Annotated in this window: 17 protein-coding genes; 11 read left to right on the forward strand and 6 right to left on the reverse strand. The window is 53.3% G+C overall.

Annotation, left to right across the window (positions count from 1 at the left end; translation table 11 throughout):
* The first annotated feature begins 236 nt into the window (after positions 1-236).
* The 4 genes from fliW (at position 237) to J4E05_RS22290 (ending at position 4,340) form a co-directional block, all read left to right on the forward strand.
* Positions 237-725: a flagellar assembly protein FliW gene (gene fliW / locus J4E05_RS22275; RefSeq protein WP_349600296.1), complete on the forward strand. Its 489-nt coding sequence runs from the start codon at positions 237-239 to the stop codon at positions 723-725.
* Positions 726-1,007: 282 nt separating this feature from the next.
* Entirely contained in the window at positions 1,008-2,477 is a 1,470-nt protein-coding gene (locus tag J4E05_RS22280) for a DUF4139 domain-containing protein (protein WP_349600298.1), read from the forward strand.
* Positions 2,478-2,745: 268 nt separating this feature from the next.
* Positions 2,746-3,321, forward strand: a complete 576-nt coding sequence (locus J4E05_RS22285; protein WP_085595667.1) for a hypothetical protein — start codon at positions 2,746-2,748, stop codon at positions 3,319-3,321.
* 56 nt (positions 3,322-3,377) lie between these two features.
* The gene (locus J4E05_RS22290) at positions 3,378-4,340 is read left to right on the forward strand and encodes a 2-hydroxyacid dehydrogenase (RefSeq protein ID WP_349600300.1); all 963 of its coding nucleotides are present in this window, start codon (positions 3,378-3,380) and stop codon (positions 4,338-4,340) included.
* A gap of 94 nt (positions 4,341-4,434) precedes the next feature.
* On the opposite strand, the gene J4E05_RS22295 is transcribed toward J4E05_RS22290, so the two are convergent.
* Positions 4,435-6,693, reverse strand: a complete 2,259-nt coding sequence (locus J4E05_RS22295; RefSeq protein WP_503012362.1) for a PAS domain-containing sensor histidine kinase — start codon at positions 6,691-6,693, stop codon at positions 4,435-4,437.
* Positions 6,694-7,222: 529 nt separating this feature from the next.
* Between J4E05_RS22295 and J4E05_RS22300 the strand changes: the two genes are divergently transcribed.
* The 3 genes from J4E05_RS22300 (at position 7,223) to J4E05_RS22310 (ending at position 10,856) form a co-directional block, all read left to right on the forward strand.
* Positions 7,223-8,470 carry an HD domain-containing protein gene (locus J4E05_RS22300; RefSeq protein WP_085595663.1) on the forward strand — a complete coding sequence of 416 codons (1,248 nt, stop codon included), beginning with the start codon at positions 7,223-7,225 and terminating at the stop codon, positions 8,468-8,470.
* A gap of 98 nt (positions 8,471-8,568) precedes the next feature.
* On the forward strand, positions 8,569-9,327 hold the full coding sequence (locus tag J4E05_RS22305; protein WP_349600304.1) for a potassium channel family protein: 759 nt from the start codon (positions 8,569-8,571) through the stop codon (positions 9,325-9,327).
* 188 nt (positions 9,328-9,515) lie between these two features.
* Positions 9,516-10,856, forward strand: a complete 1,341-nt coding sequence (locus J4E05_RS22310) for a TrkH family potassium uptake protein (RefSeq protein WP_349600306.1) — start codon at positions 9,516-9,518, stop codon at positions 10,854-10,856.
* 150 nt (positions 10,857-11,006) lie between these two features.
* On the opposite strand, the gene J4E05_RS22315 is transcribed toward J4E05_RS22310, so the two are convergent.
* A complete protein-coding gene (locus J4E05_RS22315) occupies positions 11,007-11,603 on the reverse strand; it encodes a GNAT family N-acetyltransferase (RefSeq protein WP_349600308.1) in 597 nt (198 codons plus the stop codon).
* A 62-nt stretch (positions 11,604-11,665) separates the two neighbouring features.
* Positions 11,666-12,226 (reverse strand): TetR-like C-terminal domain-containing protein, encoded by a 561-nt coding sequence (locus J4E05_RS22320; RefSeq protein WP_085595314.1) that lies wholly within the window; start codon positions 12,224-12,226, stop codon positions 11,666-11,668.
* 91 nt (positions 12,227-12,317) lie between these two features.
* On the opposite strand from J4E05_RS22320, the gene J4E05_RS22325 reads away from it, so the two are divergent.
* Positions 12,318-13,523, forward strand: coding sequence for an MFS transporter (locus J4E05_RS22325; protein ID WP_349600310.1), 1,206 nt, complete (start codon positions 12,318-12,320; stop codon positions 13,521-13,523).
* A gap of 245 nt (positions 13,524-13,768) precedes the next feature.
* Here the strand turns inward: J4E05_RS22325 and J4E05_RS22330 are convergent, their stop codons facing one another.
* Positions 13,769-14,311 carry a hypothetical protein gene (locus tag J4E05_RS22330; protein ID WP_349600312.1) on the reverse strand — a complete coding sequence of 181 codons (543 nt, stop codon included), beginning with the start codon at positions 14,309-14,311 and terminating at the stop codon, positions 13,769-13,771.
* A 225-nt stretch (positions 14,312-14,536) separates the two neighbouring features.
* Here J4E05_RS22330 and J4E05_RS22335 point away from each other — a divergent pair, with 225 nt between their 5' ends.
* Positions 14,537-15,523, forward strand: coding sequence for a DUF294 nucleotidyltransferase-like domain-containing protein (locus J4E05_RS22335; protein ID WP_349600314.1), 987 nt, complete (start codon positions 14,537-14,539; stop codon positions 15,521-15,523).
* Here the strand turns inward: J4E05_RS22335 and J4E05_RS22340 are convergent.
* On the reverse strand, positions 15,462-16,427 hold the full coding sequence (locus tag J4E05_RS22340; RefSeq protein ID WP_349600317.1) for a LysR family transcriptional regulator: 966 nt from the start codon (positions 16,425-16,427) through the stop codon (positions 15,462-15,464). The genes J4E05_RS22335 and J4E05_RS22340 overlap by 62 nt on opposite strands.
* Before the next feature lie 94 nt (positions 16,428-16,521).
* On the opposite strand from J4E05_RS22340, the gene J4E05_RS22345 reads away from it, so the two are divergent.
* Together J4E05_RS22345 and J4E05_RS22350 are read left to right on the forward strand one after the other, a co-directional pair.
* On the forward strand, positions 16,522-17,361 hold the full coding sequence (locus tag J4E05_RS22345; RefSeq protein WP_349600320.1) for a DMT family transporter: 840 nt from the start codon (positions 16,522-16,524) through the stop codon (positions 17,359-17,361).
* An 18-nt stretch (positions 17,362-17,379) separates the two neighbouring features.
* On the forward strand, positions 17,380-18,051 hold the full coding sequence (locus J4E05_RS22350) for a metallophosphoesterase family protein (RefSeq protein WP_349600323.1): 672 nt from the start codon (positions 17,380-17,382) through the stop codon (positions 18,049-18,051).
* Between the two features lie 33 nt (positions 18,052-18,084).
* Here J4E05_RS22350 and J4E05_RS22355 read toward each other — a convergent pair whose 3' ends face one another.
* Positions 18,085-18,447 (reverse strand): 5-carboxymethyl-2-hydroxymuconate Delta-isomerase, encoded by a 363-nt coding sequence (locus J4E05_RS22355; protein WP_349600325.1) that lies wholly within the window; start codon positions 18,445-18,447, stop codon positions 18,085-18,087.
* Between the last annotated feature and the right edge of the window lie 60 nt (positions 18,448-18,507).

An 18,507-nucleotide genomic window follows, 5' to 3' on the forward strand; every position in this document is an offset into this window, starting at 1 on the left:
CAAAACAGGGCCTGGTTGGCGGAACCTGCAATAGCGGGGCGTTGTGGTTAAGCCCATCAACCCGCCCAAGGGCGCTACCACCTTGCCCTGTTTAAGGGCACACCCGGTTTTGGTGCAATTTCACATTTTATTTTCATAAAAATTGATCTGGTTGCTTTACCTGCACGCACCGCACGCCAATATATGCTTGAATAGCTGCCACGAAAAGACAGCAGGAAACGGTATTGGAGCGAGGCATGTTAGAAAATATCATCCGCGATGAATTGAACGAAAACAATATACCGCAGACAATTACCATCTCGACCCTGATGGGGGATCGCGAATTTCGCTGGGACAAAGCAATTTACATGCCTGCCGGGCTAAGCGGTTTTTCTGATAACAACGTCTTTGCCCTTGCTAATTTCCCAAGCGAAATATCCAATTCGTTCAAACTGTTACAATGCCTGACCGATCCGGAACTTGCCTTTATCGTTGCGCCCTATAATGCCGAAAGCGGCCTGATTGCGCATGAAGATATTGATCCGCTTGCCGCGTCCCACGGCATTGCGCAGGAAAATCTGGCCATTATCCTGATCATAACCCTGCAAAAAGCCGAAGGGGCGCAAGACGTGGAAATGACCGTTAATTTGCGCGCGCCTATCCTGATCGACACAAACCGCCAAACAGCCTTTCAGGTGCGACTAAACCAGCCACAATATGATTTCCGCCATCCGTTAACGGTGTAAATCCACTTTTGCCGCCCACCACAATCGCGTACGGCCACAACCAGGCCATATGTCGCCCAAAAAGGAAGATCCAGCCCGGGATCTTCCTTTTTTGTGATAGATGGAAATTCGTTTTTTAATCGTATCAACACCAATTGCTGCAAACATTTCAAAAACTTGTTACCGGGTATCGGGCAAAATAAATGCTGTTTTCCTTTTTGATGCCATGTTTGCCCGCCACACTGCCTGTTATTAAAACCCATTCAGGCCCAAACGGCTGTCACACGTCAAAAGGACCCTTTCATGGCATCAGAACTGCGCAATCGTCTTGTTCTTGCAACCATTCTGGGCGCAACCCTGTTCGGGGCGCCCGATTTGTCCATTTCCGATGCCCAGGCTGCCGATGCAGCCGACAATGCCGAAACCTCGGTGCCGCTGGCTGCGTCTGATCGCACAAAATTGCGCATGACGGTTTACCCCGGCAATCTGACCATGATCGCCGAACAACGCCAGGCATCACTTTCGGCAGGTCGTCAGACCCTTAAAATCATGGATTTGCCAGAAACCCTGCTTGATGATTCCTTGCTGATCGGGGCAGATAAAACTGCCAATCTGCAACTCATCACCACAACCGAGCCAACCGGCCCCCGCGGCGGGTATGCCCTGTTGCAGCAGTTTATTGGCAAGGATATTAAAATCCGCCGGGATGATGACCTGATTAGCGCAACACTGGTTGCTCTTGATGGTCAGGCATTGGTTAAAACCGCCGATGGCATTGAATATGTGCCAACGCAAAACATCGTCATGCCTGCCCTTCCCGATGATTATACAACCCGCCCGTCCCTTGATGCCACCATTCGCACATCAGCCGCGACCGACCATGTATCGCTGGCTTATCTGATTGGCGGCATTAGCTGGCAAACCGCCTATGTCGGGCATTATGACAGCAAAACCGGCACACTGGACCTTGGCGCACGCGCGCGCATCGTTAATAACAGCGGCGGCGACATTGAAAATGCCAACCTGCAACTGATCGCCGGTGACCCCAACCAGAATTCACCCCGGCCAATGGCGAAAGCCATGCGTACCGAAATGCTGATGTCATCCAGCGCCGACAGCATGGGCGGGCAAGCCGACCGCAGCAAATTTGAAAACCTGCATGTTTATGGCCCCTATAACGGCCTGAACATGAAAAACGGCGATGCCGTTACCCTGCCGCTGCTTGATAACCGCCAGATCAAGGCACAGCGCGAAATGACCTTTTATGGCAACACATCCATTTATTACAGCGGCAAAGGCACAAGTCAGGATTTTATCCGGCCAGAATTGCAGTTAACCATCGAAAATGATGGCGGAACGGACAAACAAAGCCCGTGGCCGGCAGGACAAATTCGCATTTATGCCAACGATACCGATGGCATTGCGACATTTCTGGGCGAAGACCAGATCAACCTGACCCCGGCGGGCGAAAAAGCCCACCTGACACTGGGCCAGGCAAGCGACATTACTGGCAGCCGCCATGTGGTTTCCTATGACCGCCAGGCACGTAAAAACCTGCCCGACGAAGTTGCCGCAACCCTGGAATGGACCTTAAAAAACAGTGGTCCGCGTGATGAAACGGTGAGTGTTGAAGAAACGCTGCCTGCCAACTGGAAAATTATCGACGAAAACAACCCGCATCAGGATCTTGAGGCAGGGCAGGTTAAATGGCAAATCACCCTGCCTGCGGGCAAGGAAACCACTCTGCGCTGGTCTGTTCACAGTGACGAATAAAACCAGGTTCGGCATCCGCACCCGATAGCTAGGTGCCAACACCGGAATGTAATGAAAATGGCGGGTTCCTTGCAAAAGGCCCGTCATTTTTTATGGCGAAGATATCTGCGCATCGTCGCTGCATTCCGCTCAAACAGCATATGTGCAAAGCCTGACCGGTTATATTTCACAGCCTGCCTCTTTCCAACCGGGATCAAAACGCCCTATGTTGGATGCAATCTTGAAAACGGCCATATCGTTGGCCCAAAACCGGAAATCAGTCGCTACCATGACGATCGCCACCGAAACCCTGCGCGCCCTTTATGGCACATGGCGCATTGCCCACGGCGATGCGCGTGGCGTGGGCTATTTTAATTTTACAATTAACGGCTTCTGGCGATCTTTTATCGCCGCCGTCATTGTTTTCCCGGCCTTTGCCCTGTTGCGCTGGCACGATCTGGGCAGCGCACCCGATGATTTTCCAGTGGTGCGCTATCTCAGCATTGAAACCATTGCCTTTGTCATCAAATGGCTGGCTTTTCCCTTGGTGATGCATCACATCACCGCCGTGCTGGAACGTCAGTCACGCTATATTGCGTTTATTACGGTTTATAACTGGTCAAGCGTGCTGCAAATGGGGGTCTATTTGCTGGCGCTGTTGCTGGGCACCGCCTTTCCCGGCCTGGGGGCGGGTGGATTTGCCCTGATTTCCGTCGTCGCCATGATGGTTTATGGCGGTTACATCGTGATGATAACCCTGTCTGTGCCCGTGTTTAACGCCGTCGCCATTGTCATGCTGGATTTCCTGTTATCACTGACAATTACGGTTATCGGCATTCGCCTGGCGATGCATCAATTGTTCTAAAGCAGTTCCGCCGATACTCTGACCATCGATACCTGCCAATGATCTGGATTGAAAAGATGAAACCGGTTCTTGCCATTACCCGCCGCCTGCCTGCCGATATCGAAGCCCGCGCCCATGAAAGCTATGATGTGCGCCTTAACGAAAACGACAATCCGCTTACCCGCGAAGAAATTCTGGCGCTGGCACAGGATGCAGATGCGATACTGGTTTCAGTCGGCGACCCGATTGATCGCGATTTTTTCCAGGCCCTGCCCGCCAAAGTTAAAATAATCGCCACCTTTTCGGTGGGGACCGACCATATCGACCTGGCCGCCGCCGCCCAAAAAGGCGTGATCATTGGCAACACACCGGGCGTTTTAACCGACGCCACCGCCGATATTGCATGGCTGCTGATTTTAGGGGCAGCCCGCCGTGCCGGTGAAGGCGAAGCCGAAATTCGCACCGCCAGCTGGCGCGGATGGCGGCCCACCCACATGATCGGCACACAGGTAACCGGCAAAAAACTGGGCATTATCGGTATGGGTCGCATCGGCCAGGCCGTGGCCAAACGGGCACGCGGATTTGATATGGAAGTCCATTATTTTAACCGCACACGCCTGCCCGCTGATCAGGAAAATGGTGCCACCTATCATGACAGCATCGATGCCTTGCTGCCCCATTGCCAGTTCCTGTCGCTTCATTGCCCTTCCACCGCCGAAACACGGGGCATGGTCAATACCACTTTGCTGCAAAAACTGCCCAAGGGGGCCATCCTGATCAACACAGCCCGCGGCGACGTGGTCAATGATACCGATTTGATTACGGCCCTTAAATCGGGCCCTCTGGCGGCGGCCGGGCTGGACGTATTTGCAGGCGAGCCCAATATTGCGCCCGCCTATCGTAATTTGCCCAACACGTTTTTGCTGCCCCACCTGGGATCGGCCACCGCCGAAACCCGCACCGCAATGGGCACCCGTGCGCTTGATAATATCGATGCCTGCATGGCCGGAGCCGATGTGCCGTTTCGCGTGACTGCCTGAGGGCAGCGACGCCACTTACCAAATAGCAAAGCCGCCTGTTCCCTCTCGGAACGGCGGCTTTATTGTGTTTAGGGATGTATTCACCGCCGGGTTCTTACCCAAGGTCACTTTCTTCGCCCGCCGGAAGAATGCAGGAAATTTCACGACCATCGCGACTGATTTTGACCCGTCCGCCATGAATTTCGACCACGGCGCGGACCATCGCCATACCCAAAGCACGCCGTGCCGATGCCGGTTCGCCGTCACGCAAGCCTTCAAACAGCATCGGTTGCGGTGTTTCGTCGGTCAGACCAATCGTAATGTCGATATCATCGCCACGCCGCCGCGCCACAACCGAAACTTCGCTGCCTTCGGGTGCTGTACGCAGAACATTGGTCACCAGAATAAACAACGCCTGTTTCAACCGGCGTTCATCAGCCACCATCCAGCCGATATTGCGCGAACAATACAGCCGCAACGACACATTCAATTCCGCCAGACGCGCCCGTGTTAATGCTTCAAGCGAACGCAACAACCGGCGCGGATCAACGGTATCAAGCTCCAGTGCAACCTGACCAGACCCAAGAGTCGCCAGGTCGCGCATATCATCAACCAGGGCCAACATGCTTTGGGCTTCGGTACGGATAATTTCCACCGATTGCGACACATTACCGTGCAGATGTGGCAACATCCGGTCGGCCAGCCCGTTAATATGGTCCAGCGGGCGGGTCAGTTCGCGTGATACGGTCGAAATAAAGTCAGACTTCATCTGATCGGCGGTGCGCAAGGCCTCGTTCCGTTCGCGCAGGGCGCGTTCAACCCGAATGCTGTCGGTAACATCCAGATAGGACATCATCACCGCCCCGTCGGGCAAGGGCACCACAGCAAAATCGATGATGCTGCCATCGCTGCGTTCGAGGCGCCCCGACATCGGTTCGTGGTTGGTAATGCGCGCCACCATCCGGCTTTTAAACTTGCCCCAGTCACCAGGGACAGACCAGAAATCGCGCGATTTTTCAATAACATCGGATAAATGCGGGGCGGCCGCCAAAAACACATCATCGAGCGCCCACATATCGCCAAAACCATGGTTATACAGACGCAGGCGGCCATCGCCGCTAATGACACCCACCGCTTCATGCAGGTTTTCCAGCGTTTCGCGCTGAACCGCAATCAGGGTGTTATAACTACTTTCCAGAACCAGTTTGTCGGTAACATCTTCATAGGCAAACATCAGCCCGCCAAACGGATGTGGCGAAACGAACCGGCGCAATGTTACGCCGCTTGGCAAATGCAAAAGATCTTCAACCGGCTTTAAAAGATCCGTGAAACGCTGGTTTTCCTGATCGCGGAACTGGCCAAAGTCGGTGACCTCGGGCAATTTACGTTCATCGCGCAAACGGCGCAGCAAATCTTCCAGGGCGGGTTCGCCCAGCAACCATTCCTCGTCGAGATCCCACAGCGCGGCAAAAGCCGCATTAAAGAAAATCAGCCGTTTGTTACCGCCAAAAATGGCAATGGCCGTACCCAGATTTTCCAGAACCTCGGCATGGGCGCGGACATGGCGCGAAAGATCAGCCTGTTTTTCCTCAAGATCAGTACAATCAATGGCAAACCCCACCATGCCGCCGACATCGTCGCCCTGTAAAACCGGGGATTCGGTAATACGCAGCAAACGCCGGTCCCCCAGCATGACAACGTGGTAATCCCGTGTTGTGGTTTCATGATTGCGAAGGGCAGACGCCGCCAGCGCCCTGCCATGATCGGGGATCACACCCGCCCCTAATTCACTGCCAGCACTGATAACATCGGCAGCATTTTTTTGTTCAACCGCCTCGACATAGGCGGCGTTACAATCCACCAGGTTCAGGTCGCTATCGCGCCGCCACACCGGAAATGGCAATTCGTCCATCACATGGCGCAGGCTGGAAACATCGTGGCGAAGGGCGGCAAAATCGCCAATCTGGCTTTCGCGTTCGCGGGTATGGCGGGTTTCATCGCGAAACCACACAGCATGGCCCAGCACCGACGATTTGCGGTCCCGCCTTGCAACTGTGCCCGTAACATGAAATTTGCGGCCATCCACCGCACCAACCCAGATTTCAAACCGTTCATGGCTGGATTTCAGGGTTCGTACCCGGTCTTGCAGCGTACGGGCATCTTCTTCGCGCAATTGTTCCAGCAAATCGGGAAAACGCGCATCCACGGCCAGGCTGAAACTGCGCATCAGGGCAGGGCTGCCCCCATCGACAAATCCCTTATGGGCCCAATAATAAACCGGGTCCGGGGCCGCATAAAACAAATGGGTAAACAGCGCAGCCGTGTCTTCCATTTGCGATTCGAGGTCTTCAGCTTCCTCAAGATGGCGGCGCATCCGCACAGCCAGCCGCCAGCCGATGGCCCCGGCAATGGCCGCCCCGCCCAATGTCGCCAGACCAATTACGGTTAAATCCCGCACGCCAAGATCGCCCAGCGCCGAAAGGAACCCACCGGCAGGAACCGTAATTTCAGGGTTCCCCTGCAAGGTGGTGCTTTGCGCCTGCGCACGGGAAATGCCGGGCAGCATGATGTCAAAAAAAATTGCATAACCCGCTGAAAACGCAGAAAATCGCCATAATTTAGACATGACAAACGGGTCCTGTTTCATCGTTAAACGACGAAGACGCCGACATGCCTTACGGTATGTGGACCTAACCCCTGTCACGTAATTACAACCAATCATCCATTTATATTTTGTGCGCGTTTAGGCGGGCTTTTAAAACAATTACGGTCATATTAACAGGTCCTGACCTTGGGGGCAGTTTCGATGATTTTCGGAAAATCCGCAATGACATAAGGGGGAAATCGGGCTATGTCTGCCATTGCCGTTACCTTGATCAAAAATCGACGCAGTTAGTATCAGAATGAGTGTCAAACCGCAGCTGGATCTTTTTGCACCGCGCGCCACGCCAAAACCGGCAGCGCCCCGCAAGGATTCGCCCGCCCTGCCCCCGGCACCACAAACTCCGATCGCCCAGGACCTGTTTGACAGCGACTTTAACGCCGAAGACATCCGCGAATGGAACCAGCTTTTTCCCAATGCGCCGCAATATAGTTATCATTTCAAACGCGCACAGATCAGCTCGGCCTTTGACCGCCCGTTACACAAACGCCTGATCGCATCGCACGCGTTTGAACGGTTGCGCGAAATTTCGTTTCTGGGCGCGATCGACTATCTGTTTCATCCCAACGGCAAACCGGCCAATATTCGTCATTCCCGCTATGACCACAGCATTGGTGTTGCTTTGCTATCGCAACAATATTGCCGGTTAAACGGCCTGCCGGAGGCTGACCGCGACCTTTTGGGCGCGGCGGCCCTGCTGCACGATATTGGGCACGGGCCATTTTCGCACACGCTGGAACCCGAATTCGCCCGGCGCTTTAACCTGAACCACCATCAGTTAACCAACAAAATCATTATGGGTGAAGTGGACCTGGATTTATCGGTGCGCCATTTGCTGGAAAAGCACAATGTCGACCCCGAGGCCGTAATTGCGATTTTATCAAAAAAATCCGACCACCCGCATGCCACCCTTTTTACCGGCCCGGTCAATATCGATACACTCGAAGGGATCAGCCGCACAAAAACATATGTGCATCCGCACTATGTACATTGCCATCCGCGCCTGCTGCTTGAAGCGGCGGTAAAACTGGATGACGAATCGCTTCAGCGCCTGGATAAATTCTGGCAGCTTAAGGAAGATATCTATCGCAATTTCATTTTCGGCCCCATGTGCTTTGCCACCGACCATCTATGTCGCGAATTTGTGGTGGATAATGCACCGGACTTTGCCGCCAATGACTTTTTGCTGACCGAACCGGCCTTTATGCGCCGCCACCCCGCCTTTCGCAAATTCCTGCACAGCCTGAAAAACCGTATCGAACTGGACGGGGTTGCCGACGTGATCGATGCCGACCTTGCCAACCTGATCGGGGCGGAACAGGCCACCAAAGTGCCCAAACGCGAATTTCATATCAATACCAAGGTCGCGGTCACCAGCTTTGCCGACCTTGGAAAACGCTATTATGAAGAAAAACACAGTTTTTTACGCCGTGTTGGCAATCTGGCAGACCCGGCACAACAAGCTGCCGCTGCCAGCCTGTTTGATTAGGGTGCAAACCCGCCATCGCTAAACCCACCTTACGCCCCGGCCTGTGCATGGCGGGCGGAACAAGCGCACAAACCCAACGTTGACTGTGAAACCCAAGGGTGATCACATCACACGGTTTGTTGCCTGTTATTTTTCATCACGCCGACATTGGCGCATATTACCTTAAAACCGGGATGGTCCATTTCATGGCGCAAAAAAAAGACAAGATAAAACGCAGCTTTGTCATTATTGGCCTGGGGACTTTTGGGGGCACTATTGCCACCGAACTGGCCCGGTTTGGCAACCGTGTTTTAGGCATTGATGTGAATGAAAAAAACGTCAGCGACCTTGCCAATACAGTGGCAGAGGCCGTTATTGCCGACGGACGTGATGAAGAAGCCCTGCGCCAGGCAGGTGCTGACCACTACGATGTGGCCGTTGTCGCAATTGGCGAAGACCTGGAAGCCAATATTTTATGTACAATGAATGTAAAGTTGCTGGGCATTAAAACGGTATGGGTTAAAGCGCTTAGTAAAACCCATCATCGCATCCTTAGCAAAATGGACGCAGATCGCGTCATCCTGCCAGAACAGGAAATGGGGCAGCATATTGCACAAATGCTGCATAACCCGGTTGTCCGCGACTATCTAAGCCTTGGCAACAATTTCCATGTCATCAATATCAACGTCCCCGAAGAACTGGAAGACACCCCCCTAAGCGATCTTAAAATCGGTGAAAAACACGAAACCCGCTGCCTTGGCGTGATGCGTGGCAGCGAATATCTGGGCTGCGAAGGGGATATTCGCCTGAAAAAGGACGATAAAATGATGGTCCTGGGTCGCCGGGATGAATTGCGCCTGTTTGGCGACGGGTTATAAAACGGGTAACCAGCCGGTTTCAAACCCGCAAACACCTGGACATGTTCGGCTTCCCTTTCGACTATAGACCATTTTCACAAGCCGGCCCTGGTCCCAATAACAGCACATCCATCCATTACGGTTTCGTAACTATATTTGCCGCCCGTTATAATAGGCCGCCCCCGAATTTAAGGTTATAGTTCCTGCCCATGCAAATTTCGCTGCCGCAAATATCATCGAAAAAGTTTCGTGTCCCGCCGCCGGCGGTGCTGGCAGCAACCTATGCCATATTGATCATTATGGGCACCTGCCTGTTGAAGGTTCCCGGCGTTTCGCAGCCTTTGGCATGGTCAGATGCCCTGTTTACCGCCACATCGGCCGTGACGGTTACCGGCCTGTCCGTTGTGGATGTGGGCAGTCATTTTAATTTGTTCGGCCAAATTGTGGTTCTGGTGCTGATCCAGCTGGGCGGGCTGGGGTTAATGACCTTTGCGGCACTGGTACTTTCGGTGCTCGGCCTGCCAATTGATATTCCACACCGCACCTATTTGCGCGAGGATTTAAACCAGACCTCTGTCGCGGACCTGATCCGGCTGGTGAAGGTTATTTTGCGGGTTGTTTTGCTATGCGAGCTGATCGGGGCCATTTTGCTGGCGTTTGTGTTTGTCCCCGATGCAGGCTGGTCCGAAGGCATTTGGCAGGCATTGTTTCATGCGGTTTCCGCCTTCAACAATGCCGGTTTTTCCCTGTTTCCCGATAGTTTAACCCGCTATGCCACCAACCCGCTGATCAATTTGACTGTGCCTGGTTTGTTGCTGATTGGTGGGCTGGGTTTTAGCGTGCTGTCCGACATTTATTATGTGCGTCACTGGCAAAAATTTTCCCTGCACAGCAAATTAATGCTTAGTGGCAGCGCAGCCCTGATCCTGTGGTCTGTTGCATCATTTGCCATTCTGGAATGGAATAATCCTGCCACGCTGGGCCATATCGCCAGTATTTTTGATAAATTACAGATCAGCTGGTTTCAGGGCACCACAACCCGTACAGCAGGGTTTAACACAATTAATATTGCCGGGATGCATGACAGCACGACCCTGACCTTTATTTTATTGATGCTGATTGGCGGGGGCAGCACATCAACGGCAGGGGGTATCAAGGTCACGACCTTTATTGTTTTGTTGCTGGCAACGGTGGCGTTTTTTAAACGTCGTCAGCAACTTCATGCCTTTGGCCGCGCCATCGGCCTGGAAGAAGTCCTGAAGGTTCTGGCACTTACCATGATCAGCATGCTGATTGTGGCAGCCGCCCTGTTTTTAATTACCATTTCCCATGACGGCGATTTTCTTGACCTGATGTTCGAGGTTGCTTCGGCCTTTGGGACTGTTGGCCTGTCACGCGGCATTACCACCGAGCTTGATACACTGGGCCGTACCATTATCATCATCACCATGTTTATTGGCCGGGTTGGCCCGCTTACGCTGGGTTTTTTCCTGGCCACCCGAATGCCACCGCGCATTCGTTACCCGTCAAGCCAGATTTATCTGGGCTAATACCAATTGCCGATGACAGGAACTCATCGACAATTTGATAGGCGCGACGCCGTGCGGCCAGTGCCGCGAAAGGCACACGGGCTTCGTCGAGCCCGCCCGCCAATAGACGGGCTGGTTGATCGGTTTTAATCAACGGGATTTGATATAACGTCACACAGGTTGGTGGTTTTTCACCCGTTCCTGAATTGATGATCGCAATTCAAACAGCCCGGTCATTTCGCCATACAGCAAAACATCGCGCTGATATACCAACCCGGCCCCAAGCAGCACCCGTTGCGAGGCCGGATTAATCGCGCGGGCCAGGCCAATGATCAAGGGTGCCTGTAAATCATGCAAGGCAAACGCCACCGCCGCACGGGCGATTTCGCTGGCGAACCCCTGCCCCCAGTAATCGGGATGCAAATGATAGGAAAGATTAAGCGCGTCATAATGAAGCGACCGCGCCACACCCCCAAAACCGACCAGTTGTCCATCACGTAAAACCGCCCAGCGGCCAAAGCCATGTTCTGCCCAGTGCGCCATATCGCGGGCCAACCTTTCGCGACTGGCCCGGGCATCATCCGGCGTGGGGTCGGGCCGATGCCGGGTTAACTCCGGGCGGGAAAACATATCAGTTAAAAAAGGAAGATCGGATTGTGCCGGCGGACGCAAGGTCAACCGCGGGGTTTGCCACATCAACGGCGCTATCGCCTGCATAGGTATTTGCGCCGGTTTTGTGCCACCACCCTTTTCGCCTTTACCTTGCATTGCAAAATCCCTTCGTGCGCCCCGCAATTTAATGCATGTTTCCCTAACACGCCTTTATGCCGTTATTCCGGAACCGGCAGGCACTGATCGATCAGCCGGTGAATATAGGCATTATCCGGGTTTGAGGCCGAAAAAAGGATGCGATAAACCATCGGCGCAAAAATACCGTCGATCAGAAAATCGATCGGGGGGTGGTTTTCGCCGCGCGCCTGTGCACGTTCGGATAAAACAGCAAGACGGGTCGTAATCATTTCGGCACAGCGCGCCGTACAACAATTATCGCCCGTCGCCACCACATCACGCAACATGGCCCGGCCCAGTTCCGAACTCATTTCATCAAGATACTGTTCGGAATATGCCAGCACATCACCGCGAAAGCTGCCGGTGTCGGCAAGTTTTTCGTCGGGTTCAAACCGTTCCAGCGCCACATCGGCCAGCAACGCTGGCAAGTCGCCCCAGCGCCGGTAAATCGTGGATGGTGTAACCCCTGCACTTTGCGCAACCATCGGCACCGTCAAATCGGCGCGGTCATGGGAATCCAGAAGGCTTTTAACAGCTGTGTGGATGGATTGCTGCACACGGGCGCTGCGGCCACCGGTGCGTATGCCTTTGTGAATCGTCATAAAAAACACCTTAACACAAATTATTTGCGTTAAGCGAGATTTTACATCACACTGCACTTAACGCAAATAATTCGCTTTTATGGAGGTGCCGATGAGTTCCCCATCTCATATCACTATTACCGATGCGCCCCACCCGGCTGTGCGCTGGTTTCTGTCACTGGTATTAATGACCTTTCTTGCGGCCTCGGCAGCACCAACACCAATGTATCACCTCTATCAGCAGGCATGGCATTTTTCGGCACCAATGCTGACCCTGATTTTTGCGGTTTATCCGTTCACACTTTTAGTCTCCCTGCTAATTCTGGGGTCACTTTCCGACCATATTGGCCGCAAACCGGTTATTTTTGCAGCCCTGATCCTGGAAATATTATCGATGGCCCTGTTTATCAATGCCGATGGCATTGTCGGGCTTCTTTTTGCCCGTATTTTACAGGGGCTAGCCACAGGTATCGCCACCAGTGTCCTTGCCGCTGCCCTGTTTGACAGCGACCACGAAAAAGGGCCGCTTTTTAACAGTATTTCCCCCCTCATAGGCCTTGCTGCCGGGGGGCTTATTGCCAGCATTCTGGTTGAATATGCCCCAATGCCCCTGCATCTGACCTATTGGGGCATGGCGGGCATTATGGTCATCCAGGCACTGATGGTGTGGGGCCTGCCCGAAACTGCCAAACGCCAAGCCGGTGCGCTTAAATCATTGTATCCGCGCATTGCCGTGCCAGTTGCGGCCCGCCGGGCCATGCTGGAAATTGCCCCGGCCAACATTGCCGCCTGGGCCCTGGGCGGGTTTACCCTGTCGCTAGCACCCTCTCTTATTGCGGCGGCAACCGGGTTAACGTCTTCGTTAAACGGCGGCATTGCAGTTGCGGTTCTAACCCTTGCCGGTGCATTATCGGTGGTAACCTTGCGTACCAAAAATGCCGCATGGGTGCTGCGGCTGGGAACGGCGACACAAGCTTGCGGGGTTGCGGTTTTTCTCGTTGCGATCAATAGCGGGCAGCTATGGCTGTTTTTCCTTGGCTTTTTAATTGCCGGTACCGGGTTTGGCGGCAGCTTTCTGGGGTCGGTCCGTACCCTGGTACCACTTGCCGCTCCGCATCAGCGCGCCGGTCTGATGTCGGCCTTTTATGTCATGTCGTATCTGGCCTTTAGCGTCCCGGCCCTGATGGCAGGCACGATGGTCCGTCAGGTGGGCCTGATCACAACGGCCAACGGCTATGGCATGGCCCTAATCGCCCTGGCTGGCATTGCGCTTATCGGACAAATTCGCCGCCGTAACGCTGCCTGCATCGCCAAATAAGGGGGCCGCGTTAGGGTCAGCCTTAATTCCGCTCCATCACAGCCTACCCGGAAAGTCTTTTGAACATTGCGTTCTTTTGCTTTTCGCGTGGGCTGTTTTTAAGGCCGTCATCACGGCTGTTTTTCGCCCGCAAACCCTGTGGAAAATTCTGTGGGCAGATTGTGCAAAACAGCACAAAAACAGCGTTTTCCCTGTGGAGAAACATTGGGAAAATTTGTGAATATCATTTTTAAAACCAAGCATTCCTAATGATTTGGAAGGCCATTTTCACGTCGTGTCTGACGAATATCTTCTGCCCGGCTGGTAACCATACGGCGCAAATCATCCAGTCCGGCGCGTTGCAGTTTAACCGCATCCTCGCACTGGAGTTTTGGCGTAAAACCATTTGGTGTTTCCCGGTCCCAATCCAGCACCTGGTCAATTGTCGCAACCAGGGCTTCCACATCGCCAAAGGCATATACGTTTAACGGCCGACCAATTTGTTCACTTAACGACCCAAACAGGGCCGGGTCGCCGTCGGGTGCCAAATCCGGGTGGCAGGTCAAATATACCCGATAACGTAACTGCCCGGCATAGAACCAGAAAACCGCCTCCTGGCGCTGTTCATCGTTAAACAGTTTTTGCGCCAGAATATAATAGGCTGCAGGGTGTTTGTTTTCGATATGATCGCGAATTTCTTCGGCTGTCATATCATTAAAGGTCGGTTCCGTTTCGCCATAAGCATAACCGGGCGTTGCCCCCAGACCTGCGATCACGGGCAACACCATCAAAAATTTACGAAGCTGCACTTTAACAGGCACTCCTTTGTTTGCAGGGTCCAACAACCAATTTTTCTGTACCGGGTGCCTGCCGGTATCATTATTGCGGCCACGTTTGGTGGTCTCGATATTGTTATAAGGGGTATTTATTCCCCTATTGGTTAAATTGCCAGTCGGCTACTGGTAATTATTCGCATTATTTGCACGCAATACCGTAACAAATCCTGCAATGCCGGTTTTTAATTGCGCGGCGATATGCCAATAATATCAAAAGTAAAACCTTTCAAAACGGATAAGACGGAACCGGCTGTGCTGCCCGATTGTATCGCCCAAAATCAGGAATATTCTGCCCGGCACCTGTGCGATATGCGTCAGGCACTGGCTGAACACCTGCATGGCAGTGCTTTTTGTGTGGTTGTCACCGGGTCGTTTGGCCGCCACGAAGCATCGAACCAGTCTGATCTGGATTATTTCCTGATCGGTCGCGAGGCTGACCGCAATTTGGCCCCCTATCGCGAGGTTGGCGATATTCTAGGGGCAATGGTTGCTAAAAAACCGGCAGTTGGCGGGCCTTTTTCGGCCTATGTCCCGGCGGAAGAACTGGTCAATCGCATTGGACTGGACGGCGATACAAATTCGATCACGACACGCCGGTTGCTGTTTTTACTGGAATGCGAATGGCTGTATAACGAACCGGCCAAACGCGCCTTTTTTGACGAACTGATCGCCAATTACGTGACCGAAAATGTCACACGCGATTCCATTGCCCGGTTTCTGGTTAACGATGTGATCCGTTATTACCGCACCATCAGCGTTGATTTTGAAATTAAAACCCGCGAAGGCCGGGCCAAGGCATGGGCACCGCGCCGCCTGAAACTGGTTTTTTCGCGCAAGATGCTGTATTTCGGCGGTATTATCGCCGCGGCCGAAACCGCCGGGTTTGACTATGTTGGCAAACGGGCCAAACTATCCGAGCTGTTGCAATTACCACCCATTACCCGCCTGCAAACAGTCTTTGGCGATAAAAGTCTGGCGGCTCTGGAACTGTATGACCATTTCCTATCGCGCCTGAATGACCCGGAAATTCGCCAACGGCTGGAAAAAATAGACCAGAATGACCGTAACCACCCGGAATTGCGCAAACTGCTTGATGACGGCAAACAATTCTCGCGCGAACTGATCAATCTTTTAAAACATCGCTATAACCCGGATCATCCGATCCATGAAGCCCTGCTGATGTAGACATACCAGATGACAACTGGTCATGAATATCGATAATCGCCTGGCAAAAGGCGGCAATTAACCGGGATTTGGGCGAAACACCCGGATAGACCAGGTCAATATTGCGGTTGAAATCATCACCGGCAACACGGTGCCAGTGAATATCCAGGCCGGTGTCATAAACCTGCATCCAGCCGGGTACCAGCGATACTCCCAACCCTTCATGCACCATCCGGGCCATTGTTTCCTGCGAATCAATGGTACAGAAAAGCCGCGATGCAATGCCGTGCCGCGCCAAAAACTGTTCTGCCAGCCGCCCGCCCCACGACGACGGATCGTAACGGATATAGGGCATATGGGCTAAAACGCGAGCAACGGATGCCAGATCGGTCACATCTTGCAACATGATGTTCGATGGCGTCATCAGCATCAGGGGTTCAGCACGCAAATTACGGGCCTCCAGTGCTTTGGACCGCTCAAAAGGCGGGGCAATGGCAACAATTACATCCAGTTCCTGGCGGCTGATGCGGTCATGCAGGGACACTGACGTGCCAGGGTAAATTTCGGGCACCAGCAAGGGGGCGGTTTTGCGCAATTGCTTTAGAGTCAGCGGCAGAAGGCTGGTCATCACCGATGAAATGGCGCCAATCTTCAATGTTCCTGAAAGGCTTTCCTCATCGAGTGCCCCCGTAAGCAAGGCCGCTTCATCCACCAATTTGCGTGCATAGGGCAACAAACGTGAACATTCCGCCGTGGGTTGCACTGTTTTACCATTGCGACGAAACAGCGCCACCCCCAGGTCGGTTTCCAGCGTTTTTAACCGTTGCGATATGGCCGCCGCCGTCAAACCCTGCTGGCGTGCCGCTGCCGCGACCGACCCCTGTTCGGCGACAATGATCACGCTTTCCAAAAACCGCGTATCCAACGCAATATTTCCTTACGAATAAAACTATAAATACAAGTTATTCCATCTTTTAAAAGGGTGCAATTCTCCTGCCGCATTCATGAAGGGGAGAATAATGTCGCCTGCCGTATTTTTCGCCGTTTTGTGTTCCGCGCTGCTTCATGCCGGCTGGAACAGTTTTGTCAAAGGCTCCGCCCGAAAGGATCTTACCACTTTTTCAATTGTTCTCGCCCATATACCCGTCGCCCTCATCGGGGTCATACTTGCGCCCGCGCCCGATATGGCGAGCCTGGGTTATTTGGTCTTCGGGGCATTTTTGCATGTCGGGTATCAACTGTTTTTGATCCGAAGCTATATGCACGGCGATCTGTCACAAATTTACCCGCTGGCACGCGGCCTGTCGCCGGTGCTGATCACTATGATCTCGCTGGTTTTTCTCGATGTCTCCCTAAATGGCATCGAACTTGCTGCTATTGCGATAATTGCCACCGGCATTGCCATGCAGGCGCAATCCGCCTGGAAAAGTCAAAATATCCAGTCCTTCCTGCTGGCCTTTGGCACGGGCTGTTTCATTATGGGGTACAGCCTGGTTGATGGGACCGGGGCGCGCATTGCCGGCTCTGCTCTGGGTTTTTACAGTTGGCTGTCCATTTTAAACGCTATCCTGATGCTGGCCTATGTCACCCTGTTCAAACCCGGCCTGATTGGCGCGTTGCGCACGGTTTCACCGGTCCATACCCTTATTGGTGGAACCGGGTCCTTTTGTGCCTATGCCATTGTCATCTGGGCCTGTACGCAAGCCCCGATTGCGCTGGTTTCCGCCCTTCGCGAAAGCAGCATTCTGTTTGCCATTGTGATTGCACGCTTTGTCTTAAAAGAAGAAATCACCCGCCTCCGCGTGCTGGCCGTATCGCTGATCGCAACGGGCGTCATCCTGTCGCGACTGGGTCATTAAATTTGCAAGGACACTATCATGCAAAACACTCCAACCATCCCGGTTTCCCCAAACACCACAAATGTCGCGCATTTTGTGACGATTCTCGCCTTCAGTGATTTACATTTGAACCACAAGGCCGCTGAAAACATCATCCATCAGGCCCAATCGGCCGATATTGTCATTGGCGCGGGTGATTTCGCCCAAAAGGGCAATGGTCTTGCGGGTTTTATGCCGCTTTTTGGCAAAATACCCTGCCCGATCATCATCGTCGCGGGCAACCATGATGATATTGGCGAACTGCGCCATCACTGTGCGAAGCAGCCCCACATATATGTGCTGCATGGCACGGGCATACGCCTATTGGGCCTGGAATTTTTCGGCCTGGGCTATGAATGCCCAATATCAAACAATGAAAGCTGGAACCGCGCCCTGGATGAAGACGAAGCCGACATCCTGTTATCGGCCTGCCCGGAACGGGCCGTACTGGTCACCCATGCCCCGCCACATGGCATTGCCGACCAGCAAAAGAACGGCTTCCACGCGGGCAGCCACGCCATATATGCCGCCATCATGCAGAAACAGCCGCTTTTGCATGTATGCGGGCATATTCACGCGGCCTGGGGGCAAAGCGGCACGATTGGACAAACGCCGATCCATAATCTTGGCCCTGCGGGCAAAATGTTCAAACTGCCTGTCCCGTCCAGATAACGGCCCGGCCAGGACAGGCCGCTATACTGCCAGTCAAAGAACGATTTTGTGGTAATTCCCGCGATCAAGGTCGTGAATTTCAGTGGTGAACTGAACACTGAAATCGCCAACACGGTCTTTTAAATGGGTCAGCAGCAATTCCTGCACCTTTTGCCCAACAGCCTGTTTCACCGCATCCGTCCGCCCCGACAGCAAGCGCACATCAACATGGACCATCGCATTTTGCGGGTTACCATCGCCAATCACCAGATGATCAAGGCGCGATAACCGGGTTTTAAAACTGGCAACCTCTGTGTCCGCAATCAGGGCAAGGGCGTGATGCAGGGCAAGGGCAAGATCATGCAGGGCATCTTCGATCGGCAAACGGGCAGAATATTCAATTTCGATCTGGGGCAAAGAAACCTCCGGCAGGATCAACGGATACAAAGAACCCCATTCTTTTACGCATTCACGTGC

Source organism: Thalassospira sp. NFXS8, from assembly GCF_040148805.1.
In the GTDB taxonomy this organism is placed as follows: domain Bacteria; phylum Pseudomonadota; class Alphaproteobacteria; order Rhodospirillales; family Thalassospiraceae; genus Thalassospira.

Bases quoted from the DNA above. Each gene is read 5' to 3' on its own strand.
- fliW (WP_349600296.1), top strand. From the start codon at position 237: ATGTTAGAAAATATCATCCGCGATGAATTGAACGAAAACAATATACCG.
- J4E05_RS22280 (WP_349600298.1), top strand. From the start codon at position 1,008: ATGGCATCAGAACTGCGCAATCGTCTTGTTCTTGCAACCATTCTGGGC.
- J4E05_RS22285 (WP_085595667.1), top strand. From the start codon at position 2,746: ATGACGATCGCCACCGAAACCCTGCGCGCCCTTTATGGCACATGGCGC.
- J4E05_RS22290 (WP_349600300.1), top strand. From the start codon at position 3,378: ATGAAACCGGTTCTTGCCATTACCCGCCGCCTGCCTGCCGATATCGAA.
- J4E05_RS22295 (WP_503012362.1), bottom strand. From the start codon at position 6,693: ATGCGCCGCCATCTTGAGGAAGCTGAAGACCTCGAATCGCAAATGGAA.
- J4E05_RS22300 (WP_085595663.1), top strand. From the start codon at position 7,223: ATGAGTGTCAAACCGCAGCTGGATCTTTTTGCACCGCGCGCCACGCCA.
- J4E05_RS22310 (WP_349600306.1), top strand. From the start codon at position 9,516: ATGCAAATTTCGCTGCCGCAAATATCATCGAAAAAGTTTCGTGTCCCG.
- J4E05_RS22315 (WP_349600308.1), bottom strand. From the start codon at position 11,603: ATGCAAGGTAAAGGCGAAAAGGGTGGTGGCACAAAACCGGCGCAAATA.
- J4E05_RS22320 (WP_085595314.1), bottom strand. From the start codon at position 12,226: ATGACGATTCACAAAGGCATACGCACCGGTGGCCGCAGCGCCCGTGTG.
- J4E05_RS22325 (WP_349600310.1), top strand. From the start codon at position 12,318: ATGAGTTCCCCATCTCATATCACTATTACCGATGCGCCCCACCCGGCT.
- J4E05_RS22335 (WP_349600314.1), top strand. From the start codon at position 14,537: ATGCCAATAATATCAAAAGTAAAACCTTTCAAAACGGATAAGACGGAA.
- J4E05_RS22345 (WP_349600320.1), top strand. From the start codon at position 16,522: ATGTCGCCTGCCGTATTTTTCGCCGTTTTGTGTTCCGCGCTGCTTCAT.
- J4E05_RS22350 (WP_349600323.1), top strand. From the start codon at position 17,380: ATGCAAAACACTCCAACCATCCCGGTTTCCCCAAACACCACAAATGTC.